The 20,971-nt window shown below is 33.8% G+C and carries 19 protein-coding genes; 6 read left to right on the top strand and 13 right to left on the bottom strand.

Translation table 11 applies throughout. The features are described from left to right. Positions 1 to 82: 82 nt before the first annotated feature. Entirely contained in the window at positions 83 to 1,129 is a 1,047-nt protein-coding gene (locus RC62_RS03320) for an NADP-dependent oxidoreductase (protein WP_209435084.1), read from the top strand. A 140-nt stretch (positions 1,130 to 1,269) separates the two neighbouring features. Beyond that, a complete protein-coding gene (locus tag RC62_RS03315) occupies positions 1,270 to 1,710 on the top strand; it encodes a nuclear transport factor 2 family protein (RefSeq protein ID WP_055092594.1) in 441 nt (146 codons plus the stop codon). A gap of 92 nt (positions 1,711 to 1,802) precedes the next feature. Here RC62_RS03315 and RC62_RS03310 read toward each other — a convergent pair whose 3' ends face one another. From RC62_RS03310 to RC62_RS03300, 3 genes are all read right to left on the bottom strand, one after another. Beyond that, complete coding sequence (locus RC62_RS03310) at positions 1,803 to 2,600, bottom strand: polysaccharide lyase (RefSeq protein WP_055092592.1); 798 nt, start codon at positions 2,598 to 2,600, stop codon at positions 1,803 to 1,805. 673 nt (positions 2,601 to 3,273) lie between these two features. After that, positions 3,274 to 4,149 (bottom strand): hypothetical protein, encoded by an 876-nt coding sequence (locus RC62_RS03305; RefSeq protein WP_055092590.1) that lies wholly within the window; start codon positions 4,147 to 4,149, stop codon positions 3,274 to 3,276. A gap of 108 nt (positions 4,150 to 4,257) precedes the next feature. Continuing rightward, positions 4,258 to 4,635: a hypothetical protein gene (locus RC62_RS03300; protein ID WP_055092587.1), complete on the bottom strand. Its 378-nt coding sequence runs from the start codon at positions 4,633 to 4,635 to the stop codon at positions 4,258 to 4,260. Positions 4,636 to 4,855: 220 nt separating this feature from the next. Between RC62_RS03300 and RC62_RS22970 the strand changes: the two genes are divergently transcribed. The 4 genes from RC62_RS22970 (at position 4,856) to RC62_RS03285 (ending at position 10,138) form a co-directional block, all read left to right on the top strand. Beyond that, on the top strand, positions 4,856 to 5,023 hold the full coding sequence (locus RC62_RS22970; protein ID WP_167343843.1) for a hypothetical protein: 168 nt from the start codon (positions 4,856 to 4,858) through the stop codon (positions 5,021 to 5,023). Between the two features lie 106 nt (positions 5,024 to 5,129). Further along, positions 5,130 to 5,642 carry a PRC-barrel domain-containing protein gene (locus RC62_RS03295; protein ID WP_055092585.1) on the top strand — a complete coding sequence of 171 codons (513 nt, stop codon included), beginning with the start codon at positions 5,130 to 5,132 and terminating at the stop codon, positions 5,640 to 5,642. 316 nt (positions 5,643 to 5,958) lie between these two features. Continuing rightward, complete coding sequence (locus RC62_RS03290; RefSeq protein ID WP_245176771.1) at positions 5,959 to 7,464, top strand: family 43 glycosylhydrolase; 1,506 nt, start codon at positions 5,959 to 5,961, stop codon at positions 7,462 to 7,464. 277 nt (positions 7,465 to 7,741) lie between these two features. Further along, the gene (locus RC62_RS03285; protein ID WP_055092581.1) at positions 7,742 to 10,138 is read left to right on the top strand and encodes a TonB-dependent receptor; all 2,397 of its coding nucleotides are present in this window, start codon (positions 7,742 to 7,744) and stop codon (positions 10,136 to 10,138) included. 86 nt (positions 10,139 to 10,224) lie between these two features. On the opposite strand, the gene RC62_RS03280 is transcribed toward RC62_RS03285, so the two are convergent. The 10 genes from RC62_RS03280 to RC62_RS23065 all read right to left on the bottom strand — a co-directional run bounded on the left by RC62_RS03280 (position 10,225) and on the right by RC62_RS23065 (position 20,678). Beyond that, the gene (locus RC62_RS03280; protein ID WP_082421201.1) at positions 10,225 to 12,411 is read right to left on the bottom strand and encodes a glycosyltransferase; all 2,187 of its coding nucleotides are present in this window, start codon (positions 12,409 to 12,411) and stop codon (positions 10,225 to 10,227) included. Between the two features lie 32 nt (positions 12,412 to 12,443). Then, complete coding sequence (locus RC62_RS03275; protein WP_055092577.1) at positions 12,444 to 13,052, bottom strand: tail fiber protein; 609 nt, start codon at positions 13,050 to 13,052, stop codon at positions 12,444 to 12,446. Further along, positions 13,045 to 15,966 (bottom strand): hypothetical protein, encoded by a 2,922-nt coding sequence (locus RC62_RS03270; protein ID WP_055092575.1) that lies wholly within the window; start codon positions 15,964 to 15,966, stop codon positions 13,045 to 13,047. Before RC62_RS03270 ends, RC62_RS03275 begins: the two co-directional genes overlap by 8 nt. 99 nt (positions 15,967 to 16,065) lie before the next feature. Beyond that, positions 16,066 to 16,647: a hypothetical protein gene (locus RC62_RS03265; protein WP_157472331.1), complete on the bottom strand. Its 582-nt coding sequence runs from the start codon at positions 16,645 to 16,647 to the stop codon at positions 16,066 to 16,068. A 301-nt stretch (positions 16,648 to 16,948) separates the two neighbouring features. Next, positions 16,949 to 17,620, bottom strand: a complete 672-nt coding sequence (locus RC62_RS03260; RefSeq protein ID WP_055092571.1) for an NUDIX hydrolase — start codon at positions 17,618 to 17,620, stop codon at positions 16,949 to 16,951. A gap of 75 nt (positions 17,621 to 17,695) precedes the next feature. Beyond that, positions 17,696 to 18,292 carry a hypothetical protein gene (locus RC62_RS03255; RefSeq protein WP_055092568.1) on the bottom strand — a complete coding sequence of 199 codons (597 nt, stop codon included), beginning with the start codon at positions 18,290 to 18,292 and terminating at the stop codon, positions 17,696 to 17,698. Positions 18,293 to 18,308: 16 nt separating this feature from the next. Next, a complete protein-coding gene (locus RC62_RS03250; protein ID WP_055092566.1) occupies positions 18,309 to 18,785 on the bottom strand; it encodes a hypothetical protein in 477 nt (158 codons plus the stop codon). Positions 18,786 to 18,895: 110 nt separating this feature from the next. After that, positions 18,896 to 19,516, bottom strand: a complete 621-nt coding sequence (locus RC62_RS03245; protein ID WP_055092564.1) for a hypothetical protein — start codon at positions 19,514 to 19,516, stop codon at positions 18,896 to 18,898. A 476-nt stretch (positions 19,517 to 19,992) separates the two neighbouring features. Then, positions 19,993 to 20,277 carry a helix-turn-helix domain-containing protein gene (locus RC62_RS23070; RefSeq protein ID WP_055092563.1) on the bottom strand — a complete coding sequence of 95 codons (285 nt, stop codon included), beginning with the start codon at positions 20,275 to 20,277 and terminating at the stop codon, positions 19,993 to 19,995. Between the two features lie 23 nt (positions 20,278 to 20,300). After that, positions 20,301 to 20,678 (bottom strand): helix-turn-helix domain-containing protein, encoded by a 378-nt coding sequence (locus tag RC62_RS23065; RefSeq protein WP_245176770.1) that lies wholly within the window; start codon positions 20,676 to 20,678, stop codon positions 20,301 to 20,303. Between the last annotated feature and the right edge of the window lie 293 nt (positions 20,679 to 20,971).

Here is a 20,971-nt window from a genome sequence, read left to right as displayed (position 1 = left end):
TATATAAGATACTATTTAGTACATACTTGCGACAAATATACTGTTAATTTACTTTTGTATCTTATTAATAACACAAATAAAAATGGAACAATTAAAAAATAAAATAGATAATAAGGACCACGCTAAAGTAATGAAATCGATTCGCCAACATGAGTTTGGAGGTCCTGAGGTATTGATTTACGAAGATGCTCCTATTCCAGAATTAAATAGTGGAGAGGTAAGAGTAAGAGTTCATGCAATAGGAGTTAATCCACCGGATTGGTATTTGCGTGACGGATATAAAATGTTACCTCCTGAATGGCAGCCAAAGGTTCCTTTTCCTATAATTTTAGGTACAGATATTTCTGGTATCATTGACGCAGTTGCTAATGATGTGAAGGAATTCTCTATAGGCGATGAAGTCTATTCGATGGTTCGTTTCCCTAGTTACGGTCCCAGTCAGGCTTATGCTGAATATGTAAACGTGCCTGTTTCAGAAATTGCATTAAAACCAAAAAACATAGATCATTTACATGCAGCTGCTGCACCAATGTCGCTGCTTACGGCCTGGCAGTTCATGATAGAAGTGGGGCATGACGAACAAAATCCATTGCAGCCTAACAAACACGAACCAGTTTCTCTGGAAGGTAAGACTGTGCTAATAAATGGAGCCGGAGGCGGAGTTGGACATTTTGCTGTTCAGCTTGCAAAATGGAAAGGGGCAAAAGTTATCGCAGTCGCATCAGGAAAACAAGAAGTATTGTTGCGAGAACTGGGGGCTGATGAATTTATAGATTATACTAAATTTTCGGCAGAAGATATTGTACACGATATAGATCTTGTGATCGATTCAGTTGGAGGCGCTGAAAGTGGTCGTTTTTTACGCACATTAAAACCTGGAGGAGCATTATTTCCAATTTTTCCTCTTGGATTCTCCGGTGCCGAAGAAGCTGAAAAATTAGGCGTAACAGTTTCAGCAACTCAGGTCCGCTCTAATGGTACACAACTTAAAAAACTTGCAAGCTTACTTGATCAGGGAATAATTCGTGTTGTTATCGATAGTTCTTTTCCGCTTGCTAATGCAAGGTTAGCACATCAACGAGCTGCCAAAGGCCACATTCAGGGAAAGATTGTTCTAACTGTTTCATGATATTATTTTTTATATAAGACAACTGTTTTTATAAAGGCTATCGCTATTTTTAGATAGCCTTTATTTTAAAATAATACCAATCATTATTTTCAAAAATGACTATTACTTGCCTGTCATTTTAAAAAAAAAAAATATACATTATGAATCATAAAGAATTAGAAGATAGGATTTTACTTAAAGAACTTGTTGATAAGATTTCTATTCTTGGAGATAAAAAAGATTTTAGCAATCAGGTACAATTATTTTCTGAAAATGCGATATCAGAAACTATTATTGAGGGTAAAACAATTTTAAAATTGGAAGGAAGAAAAACGATGGCGTCAGCATTTGCAAAATTTCTTAGCGAAATAGAGACTGTTTATCATTTTAACGGTCAGCAGTTTTTGACTTTAGATGGAGATACTGCCAAAGGAACTTGTTATTGTCTAATAACATTGATAGGCAACGAGAATGGAAAAAAAATGATGACCAAAATTGGTGCAATTTATAAAGACGATTACATTCGTATCGATAATAATTGGTTTATTGCCAAGCGCACAGGAACTTTTGAATGGCAGGAAAAAAACAAAGTAAATCAATAAAGCAATTGACAATTTGATACTTGAAAAAAAACATAAAAAAGCCCATTTTCTAAGAAATGGGCTTTTTATTTATTATCCTTTAGAGCGTAATATTATTGAGCATCCCAAGATGCACTGGCATAATATATAGAACTTGTTACAGGAGCTGTCCAGTAACTTTGACTACCGCCACGGAAGGTGTGAAGACTTACTGCATTTACATTTCGTTTAGCATCATTAGTTACCCAACGAATTGTTTGATTCAGGATTTCGGTACCATTTACATAATATTTGACATATCCGTTCGTATTTGATCCTGTATTTAACTTAACAGATATCTGGCAGTTATAAGTAACCCCTTCTTGTATATAATATTTTTTTCCAAAATCATTACCAAATTGCCCCGGCTGATCTTTATAATAAACATAAGGCTGAAGATAAGCTCCGCTTCCTTTTGCAGTGTTTGATCCATTTGGACAATACCACATAAATCTCGCACTACCGCCATTGCCATCCCATCCTGGATCGCCACCGGTGTTCTGATCACCAATTAGTATTCCATATCCGCATTTACCGCCTCTGCTCCAATAAAATCCAGAATTAAATTTCATCTGAAACCAAACCGTGTAAACGCCCTCTGACCAAACACCATACGATGTACACAAACCTCCAGGACAAGATAATGTGTTGGTTTGCAATGTGAGCGTTCTGGCTCCGGCACCGCCACCGGCTAAAGCAGCATTTGCCTGGACGGCATCTTTATTAGTACTTTTTGTCACATCATTGTTAACGATTGTTTGTTCGTCTTTGGTAACGCTTTGTGACACATTTAAATCTTGTTCCTTTTCGCAGGAATTAAACACTACTGCAGTAATAAATAGTAAACTTGTTAATTTTAGAAATTTTTTCATTTTTAAAAGTTTTTGTGGTTATTAAATAATTAATGGTTAGTAAATAATAGATCGTGAAAACATTATTAGATCGAGACGAATGACTTTTCCTGATTTTAAAAATCAGAATGAATCAATACGAAAATAAAAAACAACGTTTTTGTAATCCATTACTGCAAAGTTGATTAATAACAATTAGGATGGGGAGTAAAAAAGTACGATTTTAGGTACGTAAATATCCAGTGTGGATGATTTGGGGCTGTTTTCGGTTAATTATGGGTAAAAATATTTTCTAAATATTGGTCAACCCTTACTTTTTTTTCGGATTTGTAATTAGAGTACTTGAGAATCAGTAGAATGGACAGGAATTATTTCAGAATATAATTCATTTCGTCGTGATTTCAGAACAAGTTTAAGTTACTTTTATTCAGAGAGAACTTTTAATTATAATAAAATAAAGCCTTCTTTTTTTTAATGATTGTAATGTAGGAATTGAAAAGTAACCGCTGTTTACGGAGTATAAAACAGTTATAATGTAGTGGAGAAGAAAATAGGCAAAATCTAAAAGATTCTGATATTAAACCTATTTCATTAGCTGTAACAAAGGATGTTGTTACAGCTTGATTGAACAAATTTTTATAGAAGCTGGTAATAACGTTGATTACCGGCTCAAAACATTAAATAAACAGTAATTTTATTTTTTACGTTCTATAGTTTCAAAACCCAGATCCATTTCGGATTTGCTATTGAGTACAGAACCTAAAAATACGGGATAGTCTTTTTTATTTGTATCAGTATTGTACATAAAAAAGTTGCCAAAATTAGTTTCTTTTAATAATGAAAATTTCTTTATTTTATATTCTTTAGTCTCAAATGCTTCGGGATCTGCTGTGAGTTTATTCCACTCTTCCTGGGCAAAACTCATCGGGATATTTTTCTTGGTTTTTACTATAAACAGTGTATCGCCATCAATACGCATTAACTTAACCAATACTCCGGTAGATAAATTGTTTTCATACCAGGTTGATTTATAAATATCTCCTATTTGTGGATGCATTAACAGTTCAGCATATTCCTTAGCTTTTTCGCTCGTATTTCTTTTGTTAATTGAACTAATACCTAACATAATTAAAATAAGAACAGGAATAACAAACCAAATCGACCACGGATACACTAATTGCCATAAAGTTCTTTTATGACTGGCTCGAATATCCTTTATAGCTGCAGCTACATTATCTGAGTATTTTTTTCTTGCAAAAATAGAACTATCGGGATTTTTAAGGACATTACCACAACTGGTACAAACAACACCAGTTCGTCTTCCCATTCCAAAGAGTGGTATTCCCATTGCAATATACCTCATATATAAGGTTAATTCTATGCTGTCGTTTTTGCTGCAGACAGGACAAATTTCATTAGGAATTATTTTTGAAGTTAAGGGTTTTGTTACAATTTGATAAATAAAAACGAACATATTATTTTGTGGTATTAAAGTTCTGGTTACTTGCGGATATATTATTTTAGAAACAAACATAAGCTTTTTACTAATAATAAAATAGAAATTTGACATTCAAATTCTTGTATTTGCTAAGATTTGAACCAGTACTTATAAGAGTAAAAAAAGTAAGGCCTTAGATACTAATTATCTAAGGCCTTATTTTATTTTTTTTGAAAAAGACTAATTAAAATGTTCTGCAATGTATTCAAGGAAATTTTCATCACTCATTTTATTAGAAGTGCTTTCACTTGATATTGCATTTTTATACTGTGGGGTTTCGGCTAGAAATTTAATAAATTGTTCCTGACTTTGTCCCGTTCCTGTAATATGAATTTGATCTATATTAGGCATTTTAGCTGCAATCTCTTTGAAAAATTTGTGTGTTAAGCTAATTTCCTGATTATTTGAATTTTTTTCATTGGAGTTATTATCTGCCCCAGCATTTTTAACATGTCCCAATACGACAAATTCTCCATTATCAACATTTTCTTTCCCTACGATAATCGCGTTGTGCGAATCCATCCAAACTCCAAACGACTTCTTGTTTTTATCTGACATAATTTTATATTTTACTAAAGATAATATTCTGAAAATCATTAAGATGTAAATTGGGTAAACATTGTGATTTCATATTTTGGGATCAATAAAATGACCTACTGGGAATTGTGTAACATCCTGCTGAAATTAAATACTTTCTAAACTTATCGCATTTGTATCTTTAAAGTATACTAATTAAAGTATTTAAAAAACTATTATATAAATCAAAAAAACATAAGTTATGGCAGAAATTAAAATTGAGAAAAAGAAGCCGGTATGGCCATGGATTGTAGCGGTCCTGTTGATCTCAGCAATTATATATTATATCTTTTTGAGAGATAACGAGACACAAACTCAAAACAATGTAGAAATTGAAAATACTACAAGTACAGACAATACGACAAATTAATCAGCAAATGCCGGAATAAAACACTTTTATGAATGTATAAATACCATAAATTCAAAAGTTCCTGCAGCCGATTAATGGAAATACTTATAATGCTAAAATAAAAATTATGGAAAATAAAGATAGAAATTTATACAAATTAGACGAGCTTTCTGATTATAAAATTGCTTCAAACTATTCTGACGTTCGGGGATGGAAAATAGTCGATGCTGACAACCGCACTATAGGCACAATTGATAATCTTTGGGTTAATAAAGATATGAAACGTGTTGTATATCTGGATGTAAAAGCAGATAAAGCATTAATTGAAGATAGCCGTAATGAGGTTCACGATGCTATAGCGAGCGACAATGGAAGAGAGTTTGTTTATAAAGACGGAGACAGTCATGTTATCATACCAATTGGATCTGTTAGTATAAATAAAGACACAAAAATTGTTATGGCTAACAATATAGGATACGATACCTTTAGAAACACCAGCAGATATAATGCGCAGCAAAATTTTAACAGGGAATATGAAAGAAAAGTAATGAAGTCTTATTATCCTGAAAATGATCCTGATTCTGTGTATTATAGCGATGATGACTCTTTTTACAACCGCAGGGAATTTGATAACAAATAGTATTTTTACCAAATACTATTTTCAAATTGCTATAAGCAAATACAATTTTTTCGGGCTAGGGCCAGTTAGTGATATTAGACAGAATAAATTGAAAAAAATATAAAAAATCCCATTTCTTATGAAATGGGATTTTTTTGTTTATACTGATTAATAGAGAATTAGCATACCATTTCTAGTACTAATTTAAAGAGATAAAAGTTCGGTAAAAAATAGAATTTAACAAAATCACACAACTTATAGTCATAAAAACCATAAGTATTATTTTTTAATTGTATGTTTATATTTTTAATTTAAATACTAATTTATTTTTTTAATAATGCCACTAAAGACAATACAACTATTTATAATTATGCTGTTGGTCTCTACTATGACCGGACAAAACCAACCTGAAGCTTTAAGCAGTAAATCAACCTATCAAAATCCAATTTTTGGAGGAGATTATCCTGACCCGAGTTTGCTGCGGGAAGGTAAAGACTATTATGTAGTTCATTCTTCTTTTGATTATTATCCGGGGCTTACTATATGGCATTCACAGGATTTAATTAACTGGAGACCTGTTACAAGTGCACTTCAGAAATATGTAGGCGATGTATGGGCTCCCGATCTTGTAAAATACAAGGACAAATATTATATCTATTTCCCTGCTAATAAAACCAATTTTGTGGTAAGTGCTGATAATATAAGCGGTCCGTGGAGTGATCCTGTAGATCTGAAAATTGGTAATATTGACCCCGGACATATTACAGATGATAATGGCGACCGTTACCTATACTTTAGTAATGGTGATTATATTGGTTTATCAAGAGACGGACTTAAAACTGTTGGAGAAGTTAAGCATGCTTATGATGGATGGGCTATTCCTAGAGAATGGTCGATTGAATGTTTTTGCATGGAGGGGCCAAAACTTTTTAAAAGAGGTGAATATTATTATCTGACTGTTGCCGAAGGCGGAACTGCCGGACCATCTACAAGTCATATGGTTATTTCAGCACGTTCCAGAACACCGTTTGGTCCTTGGGAAAATTCGCCTTATAATCCTGTAATGAGAACTCAGAATAGTGATGAAAGATGGTGGTCAAAAGGGCACAGTACAGTTTTTGAAGACTATAATGGCAAATGGTGGATGATGTTTCATGCGTACGAAAAAGGGTATTACAATTTAGGGCGTCAGACATTATTGCAGCCTGTAGAATGGACTAAAGACGGCTGGTATAAAGTTCCGGAAAAAATACAGACAGATAAACCTATTACGAAACCAAAAGGTACACCGGTAGCACGTTTTTCACAAAGTGATCCCTTTTCAGGTACAGAACTTCAGCCACAATGGAAATTTTTTGGAGGAGTTGATCATTCCCGTTTTAAAATCATCGATAATAGCATCATCATAAAAAGTAAAGGCAAAGGAGTAGGAGACAGTTCTCCTATGGTTTGTGTACCGTCTTCTCATTCTTATACGGCCGATGTTGAAATGGAAATTGAAGGTGACGCAATTGGTGGATTGGTACTTTTTTATAACAAAAGTTATTATTCAGGAATTTTGGCAGATAAAGAAAATATCCTGGCAAACCTTAGAGGATGGCAATTTGAAACGGAGAAAAAAGTACACAAACGACATGTATACCTCCGATTGAAAAACACAAACAATAATGTAGATATGTTTTATAGTCTTGATGGGATTGAATGGCTTAAAATTGAAAATTCTGCCGAAGTTTCTTCTTATAATCATAATGCTTTAAGCGGATTTTTAGGTCTTAGAATAGCGCTTTGCTCGATAGGAGAGGGAAGTGTAACGTTTAAAAATTTCAAGTATTCAAACCTTTAGCCAGATCTGAGATAATAGACTTTTTGTTAAATCACAAGATGTTGTATACGAATATAATCTAAAAATGCTTAAAACATTTATTTAAGCTTCTGTTTGAATAGTTATTATAAGAGTAAATATATCTAAAAAAGTGAATTTTGTTTTTTTATCATAAAAAAAATGAGAAATACGTATCGAAAAGCCGTAACAGTTTTATTATTTGGAATAAATATAAATTATTTGGTTTGCTTTAGCACAAAATATAAATTTGCGCTATTAAAAACAATTCTAAATAACTATGAAGGTAAAAATATTAATCCCATTATTGAGCTGCTGCTTCATGCTGCTTACCGCTGCAAATTCGTTTGCACAAACTGGTACTATAAGAGGTACAGTGTCTTTGTCTAATGATGAAGCTGCTGACAACATCTCTGTAACTCTTAAAGGAACAAAGATTGGAACGACTACAGATGCTCAGGGGAACTTTGAAATCAAAAACATAAAACCCGGTAATTATATACTTAAGGCTTCTGTAGTAGGATTTTCATCGAAGGAAAAGGATGTTACTGTTACATCAGGAAATGAACTTGTAGAAAATTTTTTATTAGTGACTACATCTGAAGCTCTTACAGAAGTATTCGTGAAAGGTAATGTCAATAAGTATACAAAATCAGAAAGCCAATATGTGTCCAGAATGTCTGTTAAAAACCTTGAAAACTCACAGGTATATAATGTAGTAACTAAAGAACTGATTAAAGATCAGTTAGTAACAAATCAGGATGAAGCTTTGAAAAACGTTCCGGGTTTATACCAGTTATGGGGAGCTACTAATCGTGCAGGTGACGGAGCTTCATGGTATTCACTACGTGGATTTACTACGCAGAGTTTAGTAAGAAATGGTCTTGCCGGAAAAGTAAACAGTAATACAGATGCTGTGAATCTTGAAAGAATTGAGGTTATAAAAGGACCATCTGCTACACTTTTTGGAAATGTTGTTTCTTCATACGGTGGATTAATCAATCGTGTTACTAAAAAACCTTATGAAAATTTTGGAGGAGAAATTTCATATCAAAATGGAAGTTATGGTTTTAACCGTTTGACAGCCGATATCAATACTGCAGTTAACGACGATAATACAGCACTTTTTAGATTGAATGCCGCTTTTGGAAATGCTAATACTTTTCAGGATTTTGGTTCTTCAAAAAGCTTTTTTGTAGCGCCGTCTTTCTCTTATAAAGTAAATGATAAACTGACAATTTCTATTGATGCCGAAATAGGAAATCAGGATAACTCAGGTATGTCTTTAATTTATCTTCCTTTTGGGGTTTCAATAGCTCAGTTGGGAGTTAACAATGCTAAAGATTTAGATATCAACTTCAAAAGATCATTCTTAGGAGATGAATTCCTGACTAATACTAAAACATTAAACGTTTTTGCACAGGCTAATTATCAAATCTCTGATAAATGGACTTCACAGTCTGTATTTAGCAGCAGTTCTAACAAAGCAGCTGGTTTACAAACATGGTTTTATCTTTTGCCAAACCAAAAATTATCAAGAAATGCTTGGGATGCAAATGGAAAAGACAATGCTATAGAATTCCAACAAAACTTTAATGGTGATTTTAATATAGGATCAATGAGAAACCGCTTTTTAGTAGGTGGTGATGTTTATTTTGGTACCAATAAATTAGGGTACCAAAGTTTACCGGGTTATGCTCCATACGATGAAATAAATTATACTGGAACAGCAACAAATTATTATGATTTTAACCCAACGAATGTAAAAGATGCACTTGCCGGAAATGGTAATCCACCATATACTACTAACAGTTCTATAGCAACATATAGTGTATATGTTGCCGATGCAATCAACATTACAGAAAAATTAATCGTTTCAGCGGCAGTACGTTTTGATCATTTTGAAAATCAAGGATCATTTGATGCAGCAACAAATACAAATGCGGATACTTTTTCTCAAAATGCATTCTCACCAAAATTTGGTGTAGTGTATCAGATCGTTAAAGATCAAATTTCTGTATTTGGTAATTACCAGAATAGTTTTACCAACAAAGGATTCTTAAATGCTAATGCAGGCGGTGTTCTTGAAATGAAACAATTTGATCCGGAAAAAGCGAATCAGTTTGAAGGTGGTGTAAAAATTAATGCTTTCCAAAATAAAGTAAGCGCAACAATTAGTTACTACGATATTAAAGTTAAAGATATTGTAACAGCAGATCCTAATTTACCAAATGCAAGTATACAAAACGGTACACAATTTAGTAAAGGTTTTGAATTAGAGATTACTGCTAATCCTATTCCGGGATTAAATCTTCTTGTTGGTTACTCAAACAACAACTCTAAATTAAACGATTTAAGACCTGTAACTGCAGGACCGGAAAATCTAATTAATTATTGGTTTAGTTATAACCTTCAGAACACTAAACTAAAAGGATTAGGTGCGGGGTTTGGAGGTAATTATGGAGATGCCAACTACATCTACAATAGCGGACCAGGCGAAACTTTTGCGCTTCCTTCATATTCTGTAGTAAATGCTGCATTGTATTATGATCAGCCTAAATACAGAGTGTCATTAAAAGTTAATAACCTTACAGATGAATTGTATTTCAATGGTTATACAACAATCAATGTTCAGGCTCCACGCACCGTAATGGGAAGTGTAGCTTATAAATTCTAATTGAATTTTAAAAAATAATAAAAAAGGCCCGAATAATTATTCGGGCCTTTTTTTGTTATCTGCATTTTACAGATTATTTATGGCATTTATAAATCCTTGATTGAATTTAAAATAGTGCTGACCAATTCATTATTTTCTAATTTTTTCCAACGTTCGTATTTTGTTTGTTTTGGACTTGTATTCTTAGTATGAATTTGCCCTAAATAAGAGGTAACGGCATCATTTGCAAGTATGTTTTTTGCATTCTCATTCCATACAAAAACATTGTCTTCTCCACAATTGGTTGCAGGAAAAGGATTAGCTTGCCAGAATTGTTTGGTATAACATAAAGTCGCCCCATATACCCAGGGTTTATCTTTTTTGGGATATACATATTGCCAAAAACTATCTTCCTCTTTTTTATGAAAAACAGGAGCATCGAGTCCGGTAATGTCTAGTTTTTTTTCTGTCAGAAAAGATATTTGTTTCTGCAGCCAATCCGGAGCATAATAATCGTCGTCATCCAGATGAATAATAATTTCTCCTTTTGCTATTTGGCAAGCCATGTTGCGTTTGCTTCCCAAGTTTAGTTTTTCATTTAAATAAATATAGGTAATTAGGCTGGACTCCGGTACTAAATCAGCAATCGACCTCTCGCTGTCGTCTATAATAATCAACTCTTTGTTTGGATAATTCTGATCTAAAAACTGATTAATTGCGTTTGTTATAAACTCAGATCGATTATAGGTTGGCATGATACACGAAACCATAGGTTCTTTTTTATCTATAATTGCTTTTTTGTTCGCAATTTTAATATTTGATTTTAATGTTTTTTCAGATTGTATTTCTGTTTTCTTTAATGCGACCAGACTATCACTTTTGCTTAAAATTTGATAATTCCCACTGTAAAGTAATTCGGTTACAAAATGAGTTACCCCCGGAAACCCTGTGTCATAATCATGAAATAACAAAATACTGTCCGGTTTTAAATGCTTTTCATAATTATAAAAATCGCGTGCAACATTGGCATAATCGTGTAAACCATCTATCAAAAGCATATCAATTTCTTCTTTAAAATCAACCACAGAAGGCATACTTTTTATAATGGTAACCTTATCAATTGTTTCTGTTTGGTTTAATGTGTGTTGAAATTTTTCAAAACTGGTTCCATACAAATCGATTCGTGTATCTTCTGCACCCAATCTGCCAGTAAAATCATCTATGGCAAATACTTTCGTTTTACTGTTGATTTCTTTTGCTGCAAGCGCCATTACCGCAGTCGCTTTTCCACAATAACTTCCTATTTCTACTAATACAGGATTTTTTTTTGTTTGGGCTTTTGTATAACAAATAGTTGTTAATAGCGCTATTTCATCTTCATACAGCCATCCTTCAATAGAATTTACTTGTTTTTTAATTTTATCAAATAAAGATTCTAAATTAATTGAAGAACTAGAAAAGGAATCCTTAATATAATTTTTAAAGGCATTACGAACATAGATTCGATTGGTATTATTAATTTTCCGCTCGACGGGATGAATCCAAAATGTATTTTCTTTTTGAATGGCTTGCTGAATATCATTATTGGTATAAAATGCACGGTATTTTACAAAATCATAAACACAAGGGTTTTCGACTATAGTATAACCCAATGCAATGGTTAAAGTGGGCAGCAGAATTTCTTCACTTGCCCATATCTTGGTTTTTTTTAAAATAGATTGCAGTTCTAAATCGGTTCTGAATAGTCGAACCAAATCGACAGCTGCAGCATAAGAAAAAGCAGTTGAAGGCCAAAATGTCCAATGCAAAAAAGCTTCTTTGCCATTAGGTAGTTTTTCTAAAAACGATTTCCACAAATCTTTTTCGGTATACGCCGTAATAGCGGGATCTATTTTTGTATCAGCATCGATACGTGTTGCTACTTGCCCCAACATGCCCAGTTTTGAGTTATTATGAAAAGTATCTGCCACATAAGCCGAATAATTTTTACTACACAACAATTGATCTGAATCGACAACCGTTATCAAATCAAAATCCAGATGCATAATGGCATATTCCATACAATCAATGGCGAAATCATGAAGCCATCCCCATTTTAAAACTTTTGGTTCCGGATAAATGATTGCATTATATTGGCTAAAAGGGAAATTATCAAATAGTGCCGTATTGGTTCCCCCGTTATAGAGCATTATGCTTGAATCCGGATCTAAATACTTTAGGTTACGAACCAGATCAATAATACAATCCTGGTTTTCATGCACCAAACACATGTATACATTTCTAATAGGCTTCATTTGAGATTTTGTTATTTTGGTTGGGCTTTTGTCTATGATTCAGATTCTGTGTTTGGACCGGTAAAACCTCTTGGTAACTGATAGGTAAATTTTATTAGATAATTTACAAATACGTTTGTCGGGCGGCTTTCAAACTGGCTCACTTTAACTGTAGGCTGAGATGGTTCATTGGTAGGAATACCCGTTAATACATCTGGTTTTATTGCTGCAAAAGCAGGTCCGGAATCGCCTGGTGCTGCACCTGCAGGCTCATCATAAGTATGTACATGCGTTTGTAAAGCATCTGTTTGAGTAGAACCTACGCCATTTACCTCACCATTTGGTGCTGCGGTTCTATTTTCTGTACTGGCATTGTCTTCGCCAATTCCTCTAAGAAATTGTCCTCTTAGATCAGGTAAATTAAACGTGTTTCCGGAACCGCCGTAAAGGTTTCCCAAAACGACATACAATTCCGGATATTGACTTGCATTAAGTGCTGATCCATCACATACCATCCACCCAAAAGCTTCAATGGGTTGTGTAGTAAACGGTTCATTTGAATCAGAAGAATTCCCTATTTTGCCTGCAAAAGCAATAATAGATCCTACCGGGCAGCTAATAGGAAATAGATTAAAATTAGAATTAAAATTAGGATTACTCATAGTTTTGAACTTTTAAAGAATTATTTTTTTGTAACATTTGCATGGAAGTAGGAATAACCACTTCCCACGAATCAATTGTTTTTTCCGGAAGATTGGGTTCCTTAAAAACATTTTTAAGTTCCTGAATAATAGTAGCCTGATCTGTACTTGTATTGTTCTCTACCTGAGAATCATCAAAACAAGGTGCAAAATGATCTGCCGATGACCAAACAAATCCGGTACTTAAAAAATAAAGAAACCCATAATTATATTGAGGAGCAACCGGAATAGTTACTCTCGCGTAAGCGGCTTTTAGAAAACCCGAAAAATAATCCGGTGAGAGTGATGATACGGCAAACAACTCATTTTGGCTGTCATATTCATCCAAAAAAGTATACGTCATTTCGTTCCATTCTAAAGATGAATTAATGTATTGCATATTTTCAGGATAGTTGTAGTTTATTCCCGGCGGAGTCGTTTGCGGGTTATAATCAGCAGGTAATCCTACCGTACTCATAATATGATTTTGCAATTGTTGTCGCACTGCTTTTTCGAGTTCCTGCTTTACAATTAAATAATCTTTCAGGGGGTTCACTCTTTCGTCCTTACCATGCGAAACATTGCTTTTTTGGTTGTAAATTACATATTGCTCATTATACGCCGCGCTTATGAGCTGATAAATTGAAATTTGCCAACTCAGCAGGTTTTCGGCATTTAGCAAACTAATTATTTCAACAGATAACTGAAAATCTCCCGGTGGCTCTGGAGGTGAGACCGAAATGCAATTACTGGAAACAATTCCCACAGCAATACTATTTTGTTCCTTATTAAGATCAAAATTTTGCGTACCTGTATTTCCTTTAGACTGGTCAAAACTGAAACTGCTTTTGCCAATAAAACCATTTATTACAGTTGTGCCATTACCTTCACCAAAAGCATAATTAATCGTAGCTTGCGATGCTTCATATCCTTTTGGAATGCCTATTAATTTGCTTTCGCCACTTTGCATGATATCCGAAATAACAAGCTGTGAATTTGGCGCAAGAGGAAATGTTTTGAGTTGATAATATTGACATAAAGCCAAATAGTTATCCGGTGTTATATCCTGATAAGTTTTTATATGTAGTTCTGCCGGCGAAAGTGGTTCTGTCAGATTATTACCTTCGATAATTTTGACCTGCGAAATATAATTGGCTGCAGGATTTGGAATCAAAAAAGTAAAAAGCATTCTGTTTCCATAATTAACAACCTTAGCTTTATAAACTTTGTTTAACCAGCTGTACATTCCATAAGCGGGATCTTTACCGCTTGAGTTGTCTAATATACTTGTGGCAGTATCCTCAAATTCTTTTAATTGGGTATGCGAACGCACTTTGTTTATCTTTTCAGAAATGCGTTGCGTTGTCAGGTTAAGTACTTTTTTTGCATATAAGGCAATTTGCTTTTTCTCCGGTGTCTGAGTGGTTTGAGCTTTAGTATAAGAACCCATTATTGTAATGTTTGTTGGCGGGCCGTAAGTAGACACTAAACCCGGATCAGGATAATTACTGGTTTGAGTGGTTTCTGCAATCGCTTTCCATAATTCTTTGCTAAAATCATGGATCTTTTCAGTCGTTTTATCGTCAGATGTGGTTTCGTTATAAGTTGTAGTTTCTTCCTTATCGGTTATGCGATCCAGTTTACGATTCACTACTTTTCTTTTTTCACCGGGCATTACACTGGTAATATGAGCTAATTCTCCCATTTCATAACGCAGCAATTTGTACTTTACCAATTGCAAATTTCCTATTGCATATGGTATAAGAGGAATAGGCATAGGTTGTGGCGGTGAAGTAGAATCAGGGGGTAACGGAAAAATAGCTTTGTCTAAAAGTATGGTAGCATGAAACAAATTATACAAAGTAGCATTCTGTAAAATGGTAGCTGTCTTTTTAGAATTTAGATGACTAAAAATGGTTTCTAAATAGTTACAGATAGTAAGATTTTTTATTATCGATTCTAAATCGCTGCTTTTATAACCCATTTCAATCAATAAGGCAAAATACGAATCCCAAAGACGTTCTTTCGATTCATTATACCCCATTGAATTGAGATAATCTACAATTGAAATTACATCGGTTTTCAGGAAATTGCATACCAAAATAACGACATTCTCCGTTGATTTTGTGGTTTCAAGATGATTGTATAATGCTGTAAAAGAACCAATATATCCTGGCAGTTTATTTACCTGATAAACAAATTGGTTCTGGTAGGGCGGTGCTCCTTCCAGAAAAAGAATGGCCTCATTTTGCATTCTACTTCTGTTTTCGGCAGCTTTTAAAACTTTTAACTGATCATAAAAAGTATTTAAGGGCGGACTGCTGTTTTTAATAGTATAGCCGAAAAAATTGTCTTTTTTATCTGTCTCAGATATTTTTGGCCAGCCTGAAATATAAACATAAGGAAACAAATCGCTGTATAAATTTGCTCCGTTTGCGGGTTTTAAAATAATGTTGGGATCAATAGGTTCGTCTTCCTCAATAATTTCTATAGGAACAGGTATTGGTATTATATCTTCAGGCTTTTTTCTTGGATTAAAACTAATCAGGAATCCTTCGGTATGCCAGATGTAAGTTTGAAAATCTTTTTTATAATATTTAAAATTACTCCATATCCCATCTGTATCAATAATATTGGGATTATTGATTTTTTCCCACTGTAACATCCCTATAATGGTAATGCCATTCTTAAAGGTGTAATAAATATTGCTTTTAGAAGAAAAAACCATAGGAGGTATAGCATAACTTTCACCTGGTGCATTTTTCCAAAACATTTCAGCAAATATTTGCCCTGAGTCTTTCTTATCTGCCGAGACAGGTATTTTAAACACAATAACGAGACCATCTTTTATATCCGGAAAGATTTTATCCTCCCATTTTTTTTCTATTATCTGCATTTTATAGATTGTTTATTGAAATTAGAAATTATAAAATTTTATATTTTGCTTCTCGTTACTAAATCAGGCAACACCTTTAAGTGGCTCCCTTTTTTGATTTTAAACTTCCACAATTATAGTTACCTGTGCCTGTAATAACTCATTGATGGCAATAGAGGTCAGTGGCATGCCCTCATCCCACAGTGCAACGCCATTTCTAAAAACGTGACCATCTTTGTATCCGGGTTTGGCAGGATTACTACCGTTTACTTTTTGCACAAAACTACGGGTACCGTTAGGCAGTAATATACTTATGCCCCAATGGTCCCAGCCATACCAGCTAGTACCGCGCATATGTAGCGCATAATCACCTAAGATAGGATCTGATACATCATTATCCTTTGCAACAAGATTAGTCACACTAAGATTGCCCAGAGTAAAACCGTTGGCAATGGCACTAATTCTTAAAAGTGCAATACGAACTGCATTTTGGCTACTCTTATCGCCTTTGGTTGCATTGGCTAAATTCTCATCTAATACATCCAAAAGTATCGGGATTATAATAGGATTTGTATCCGTCAATTTATCTGCCAGACTGTTACTATCTCTGTTTACACTTGTAGGTGGTTTATCTATTCCTTTTCCCCATTTAAAAAGATTTTCGTAGATATAAGGTGCTGAATTATGATTAGTTACGGACATATATTCCCCTCTGAGTGCCCAACTCCAGCAAGCTGCATTATACAAACCATCATCATCGCCACTTATATAACCGGGACCTGTGGGGTATCCGTCACGGGTAAGCGGGCCTAAATTTTGTAAAGTAACTTTTTGAGTAATTGATAAAATTGCCATATTATTAATTTTTTATTTTTTGCCGACTCTTTCCCGTTTTTGGCTTCCCGGTTATTTTATTTTTCCATGTTTGCGTAAAAATGATAAAGTTATCTTCTGATTTCTAGTTTCAGATTGTCTAAAAAATAATTGCAAACTATATTTAGGATTAATAATTAATATTGAACTGCAGTATTTCATTGGCTAAAAACACAATCATGTTGTAATACCAATCTGTTGCTCTGTTTGTTCTAAGATCTCTAATTTCATTAATTTCTCTTCTTACATGCCAAATTTCTACCTGGCCCAGTTCATCATCTAACGGACAAAAAGGATAGTCTCTAAAAATAGAATCATAGTCTCGTATTTGATTATTATGAATACCTAAACGTACCTTTTTTGCTGCTTCAAAATTGGTTGTTAAAATGAGATTCTGAATTTGTCTCAGATCATCATTAGAAAATTCCAGATACAAAGTCGTATAATTACTCCCAACAGTATTAAGCTGGTTGGATAGAATACTATACTGGGCGGTATCGATTGTTAAATTGTCTAGATATAACAAAGACTGAGGCTGGTTGGCTGGTACATAACCAAAACTAATGGCATTACCGCATTCTTCCCTAAATTCTCTCAAACAGCCTTTAAATGGCTCTTCGCCAGGGTCAAGCGCGCCTCCAGGAAAAGCAAACCTGCCCGGACCATTTGTAATTGGGATTCCGTTTGGTGGAAAAATTTCAGATGGTCTTCCGTTAGAACCATGAAAAAAGAAAGCTTCTTCTCTTTTTTCAAAAATCAAAAAGTACCCTTCTCTTGAATATAAAATGATATAACCTTGCATAATATTTTTTTTAGTTTTATTAATAATTTGTTTTTCTGATAGGAATTAAATGCTGGATGTATGACTTGCAAAGGCTTACCAATGCTCTGTTTTACGAATGGTCAGTTCTCTTTTTTCTTTGGTATGAACCAAAAACAGATGTACGGCCTTGAGTCCGGTAAAGTCAAAACTTAGTACCGAATTTGCATTGTTTTCCTGAGCATATTTTTGTGCATCAGAATGTCTGTTTTCGACCAAAAAAATAGTGCTATCCAGATCAATTTGTGCATGATTTTGTATAAATGACTGTGTAGCTACAAGCAATGATCCGCGATATAGCTGCACTCCTGAATATGCATTGCCTCTGGTTTGTTCAAAATGAAAGACTTGTTTTCCGTTTTGATACTCCTGCATAACGGTTACAATTCCTTCTTTACTAATCAGTGTTTTTTTCTTCTTCTGCACAGATATAGGCCATAAAGAATATGATTCTGAACTGTTTCCTGATGATTTTATTAAACGAAAATGAAGATCCCACGGTATAGAGAACTTATGGTTCCAACCATATTGACAACAGCTAATGACCTTAAACGGAGTTTCTGATGAAATTGCTTTCGAGGTATTTTGTAAAAAGCAAATACCGGTATCTGATAAAGTGGGGCCTAAATTTGTAAAATAAATATCTGTAAACATGACCGTATTTATTAAATTAACACTCTACTTCAATAGTCTCAATATCACCACCTGGTGTATAAGTCTCTAAAAATTTCATGATAAATCCCAATTCTTCTCTCTTTTTATTTTCTGGACCATAACAAAACTGAATATTTAAATAAATTCCCTGAGAGGTAGTCGTTAGCTGTATTTGTCCATAGTCTGAATTGCCGGTACCCGAAACTGTGAATTTGAAATTGGGCTGCGGAGGGGATACACTGTTATCTTCAGGAATGGGAATATCGTTCCAGCCTCCTTTTGTAAGCGTCAATTGGCTGGAAACACCATTTGGATCATAAGTATAATCGACCACATCGATCAAAATAGCTGTCAGCTTTTGAGGAGTTGGCGGGCTTGTAGACGGACCATAATTAGGCGTGGCAGAAATTATCAATCCATTATAAGGAACCTGTAGATTGTTTATTGGCGTCCAGTCTCCAGAATACCATGATTTTTTGTCTAATTCATTCATAACGTTTCATTTTTTATGTAGATCTAATAGCAGATTTCTAAATTTGAGATTTTGAATAAGAAGAAACACAGTAATAAATTCTTACTGTGTTTCTTTTTTTCAAAAAAGTATTATTTATTGATATTTTCTAAGGTAAAATTGAATGCAGTTGAACCTTTACCTGGTCCGCCTCCTGTCATTACAATATCAGCACTGGAAATACCGAATAAATTAATTTCTGAATTAAATTGAGAAATAATGGCAGAATTCATTACTGCTCCTTCCTCAACCTGAGAAATAACTCCGATATAAATACGAGGATGAAACTCAAAAACGGCTTTTTGGCTAGGGGCTAAACCTGTTTTTGTAGCCAGTAAATTACCATCTTTATAGCAATTAGCATTGATGGCACCTGTACCAAGATTATTTCTTATTTCAACTTCAGTAGGACTTGTTGAAGGAGTTGTAGATAGTTGAAGAATATCTCCTGAACTACTTTTTATCATATCAAAAGCCTGACCATCAAATGCATCAATTTGCGGGGTGTAATTTCCGTAAGAATCACTCGCTGAAACTTTAAAATTTAATGGGTAAACAAAAGGGTGGTTATCCAGTCTTCCGCAATTTGCAATAACTTTCCATGCAATTGCAATTTCTCCAAAACTCTCAGCCACATTTTGCTGAAAAATTACTACACTACTGTTGTTGGTATCTCCAGATCTGTTAATGAAGTTTAATTTAATTTTATCCATGATTTAATGTTTTTAGTTTTGAACATTACCCTGATTATGCACGTTGTTGGTTTGCTGTTTTTTATATCAAACGCATATTTGATTTTTGAATACTGAAGATTCATATGGTCAAAAAAACAAGGACAAATTTTGCATGATTTGGTTGGTTGTTCAAATTTGTTAGTTGATATGAGGGTTACTCTTTTCGTTTTTTAAAGTGGGTTCTGCTCCACTGATATACTTATGTTTTGTTTTACCTGAGAAATCTGTCTTTACCTTCTTAAACAATAAAACTGTTCTTTTGCTATTCGAGATAAAAATCTCATGTACACTTTTGAATAAGATTTTACTTTCAGATAACTCTTGGTTTTTTCATTTCCTAATCTGCAGAATCAGTTGATGAATTTGTTTTTTTAGAATCTCACTGTGCACCTGATCAATTCTAATAAGTCAAAATTACAGTGGTATTTCCTATTCGTTTTGTATGAAACGTGCAACTATTTATCAATTTGCTTCATCGATTCTTCTTTTAATTTATCTATATAAGAAAACGCCACATTTATCTCTCTGTAATCATTGGGCGAACATCCAAAAGTTTCTTTGAAATAGCGCGAAAGATGAGCTGCATCATAAAAACCGGCTCCTTCAGCTGCCTCATTTACTGATTTGTCTTTTATATTAAGCAATTCTGATGCTTGTTGCAGTCTTAAATCGCGTACCAGTTTCAAAGTAGAAAATCCAAACAAACGCTGTACTTTACGGTTAAGATTTGATGGGCTCATAAATAACCGGTGAGACAGTTCTTCTACAGAAAACAAATCGTTATCGAGATTGTCCACAATGACAACAAACATCTTTGCCAACCATTTATTTTTTTTTTAAGTTCAATAAGTTCATTAAAATAATTTTCATCCAGAGGGATTTTCCAACTCCATGCTTCAGGCTTTTGCCTTAATGCGTTCTTGCGATATTCAGATGGGCTGCTGTTAAATTCCTGCTTAAACTTACGACTGAAGCCAGTTAGTCCGTTAAATCCGGATTGATAGGCTATTTCTTCGATTGAATACAAATCTGAGTTCAGCATTTCTTTTGCTAATTTCATTCTATGATATAAAATGAGCTTCGCGGGCGAATAACCAATTTGGCATAACTTACGGTTAAGCGTCAATTTACTTATTTGCATTTGCTCTGCTAATTGAGGTACACTAAAGGAAGAATCCGTTTTTTTTTCTGAATAATAATATTGACATGATTTATAAAATCTTCATTGTCAACAGTTATCTTTTCCTCATTTTTTTTTTTAGTATTAATTCCAGCATCTTATATAATATTATTTTGTTCGTTTTTAAAAAGTAGAAAGTCAATAATAAAAATTGATAGTTATTTTCTTATATTTAAAAGTAAATCTACAGTATGTTTAGAATCGAAATATCAAAATATGCTTCAGTAGACAATTTAATGCTATGAGAAAGGGAT

Origin of the sequence: Flavobacterium aquidurense (assembly GCF_001404985.1) — a bacterium.
In the GTDB taxonomy this organism is placed as follows: Bacteria; Bacteroidota; Bacteroidia; order Flavobacteriales; family Flavobacteriaceae; genus Flavobacterium; species Flavobacterium aquidurense_B.
This window is presented reverse-complemented; position numbering and strand designations above follow the sequence as displayed.

Bases quoted from the DNA above. Each gene is read 5' to 3' on its own strand.
- RC62_RS03320 (WP_209435084.1), top strand. From the start codon at position 83: ATGGAACAATTAAAAAATAAAATAGATAATAAGGACCACGCTAAAGTA.
- RC62_RS03315 (WP_055092594.1), top strand. From the start codon at position 1,270: ATGAATCATAAAGAATTAGAAGATAGGATTTTACTTAAAGAACTTGTT.
- RC62_RS03310 (WP_055092592.1), bottom strand. From the start codon at position 2,600: ATGAAAAAATTTCTAAAATTAACAAGTTTACTATTTATTACTGCAGTA.
- RC62_RS03305 (WP_055092590.1), bottom strand. From the start codon at position 4,149: ATGTCAAATTTCTATTTTATTATTAGTAAAAAGCTTATGTTTGTTTCT.
- RC62_RS03300 (WP_055092587.1), bottom strand. From the start codon at position 4,635: ATGTCAGATAAAAACAAGAAGTCGTTTGGAGTTTGGATGGATTCGCAC.
- RC62_RS22970 (WP_167343843.1), top strand. From the start codon at position 4,856: ATGGCAGAAATTAAAATTGAGAAAAAGAAGCCGGTATGGCCATGGATT.
- RC62_RS03295 (WP_055092585.1), top strand. From the start codon at position 5,130: ATGGAAAATAAAGATAGAAATTTATACAAATTAGACGAGCTTTCTGAT.
- RC62_RS03290 (WP_245176771.1), top strand. From the start codon at position 5,959: ATGCCACTAAAGACAATACAACTATTTATAATTATGCTGTTGGTCTCT.
- RC62_RS03285 (WP_055092581.1), top strand. From the start codon at position 7,742: ATGAAGGTAAAAATATTAATCCCATTATTGAGCTGCTGCTTCATGCTG.
- RC62_RS03280 (WP_082421201.1), bottom strand. From the start codon at position 12,411: ATGAAGCCTATTAGAAATGTATACATGTGTTTGGTGCATGAAAACCAG.
- RC62_RS03275 (WP_055092577.1), bottom strand. From the start codon at position 13,052: ATGAGTAATCCTAATTTTAATTCTAATTTTAATCTATTTCCTATTAGC.
- RC62_RS03270 (WP_055092575.1), bottom strand. From the start codon at position 15,966: ATGCAGATAATAGAAAAAAAATGGGAGGATAAAATCTTTCCGGATATA.
- RC62_RS03265 (WP_157472331.1), bottom strand. From the start codon at position 16,647: ATGTCCGTAACTAATCATAATTCAGCACCTTATATCTACGAAAATCTT.
- RC62_RS03260 (WP_055092571.1), bottom strand. From the start codon at position 17,620: ATGCAAGGTTATATCATTTTATATTCAAGAGAAGGGTACTTTTTGATT.
- RC62_RS03255 (WP_055092568.1), bottom strand. From the start codon at position 18,292: ATGTTTACAGATATTTATTTTACAAATTTAGGCCCCACTTTATCAGAT.
- RC62_RS03250 (WP_055092566.1), bottom strand. From the start codon at position 18,785: ATGAATGAATTAGACAAAAAATCATGGTATTCTGGAGACTGGACGCCA.
- RC62_RS03245 (WP_055092564.1), bottom strand. From the start codon at position 19,516: ATGGATAAAATTAAATTAAACTTCATTAACAGATCTGGAGATACCAAC.
- RC62_RS23070 (WP_055092563.1), bottom strand. From the start codon at position 20,277: ATGAGCCCATCAAATCTTAACCGTAAAGTACAGCGTTTGTTTGGATTT.
- RC62_RS23065 (WP_245176770.1), bottom strand. From the start codon at position 20,678: ATGCAAATAAGTAAATTGACGCTTAACCGTAAGTTATGCCAAATTGGT.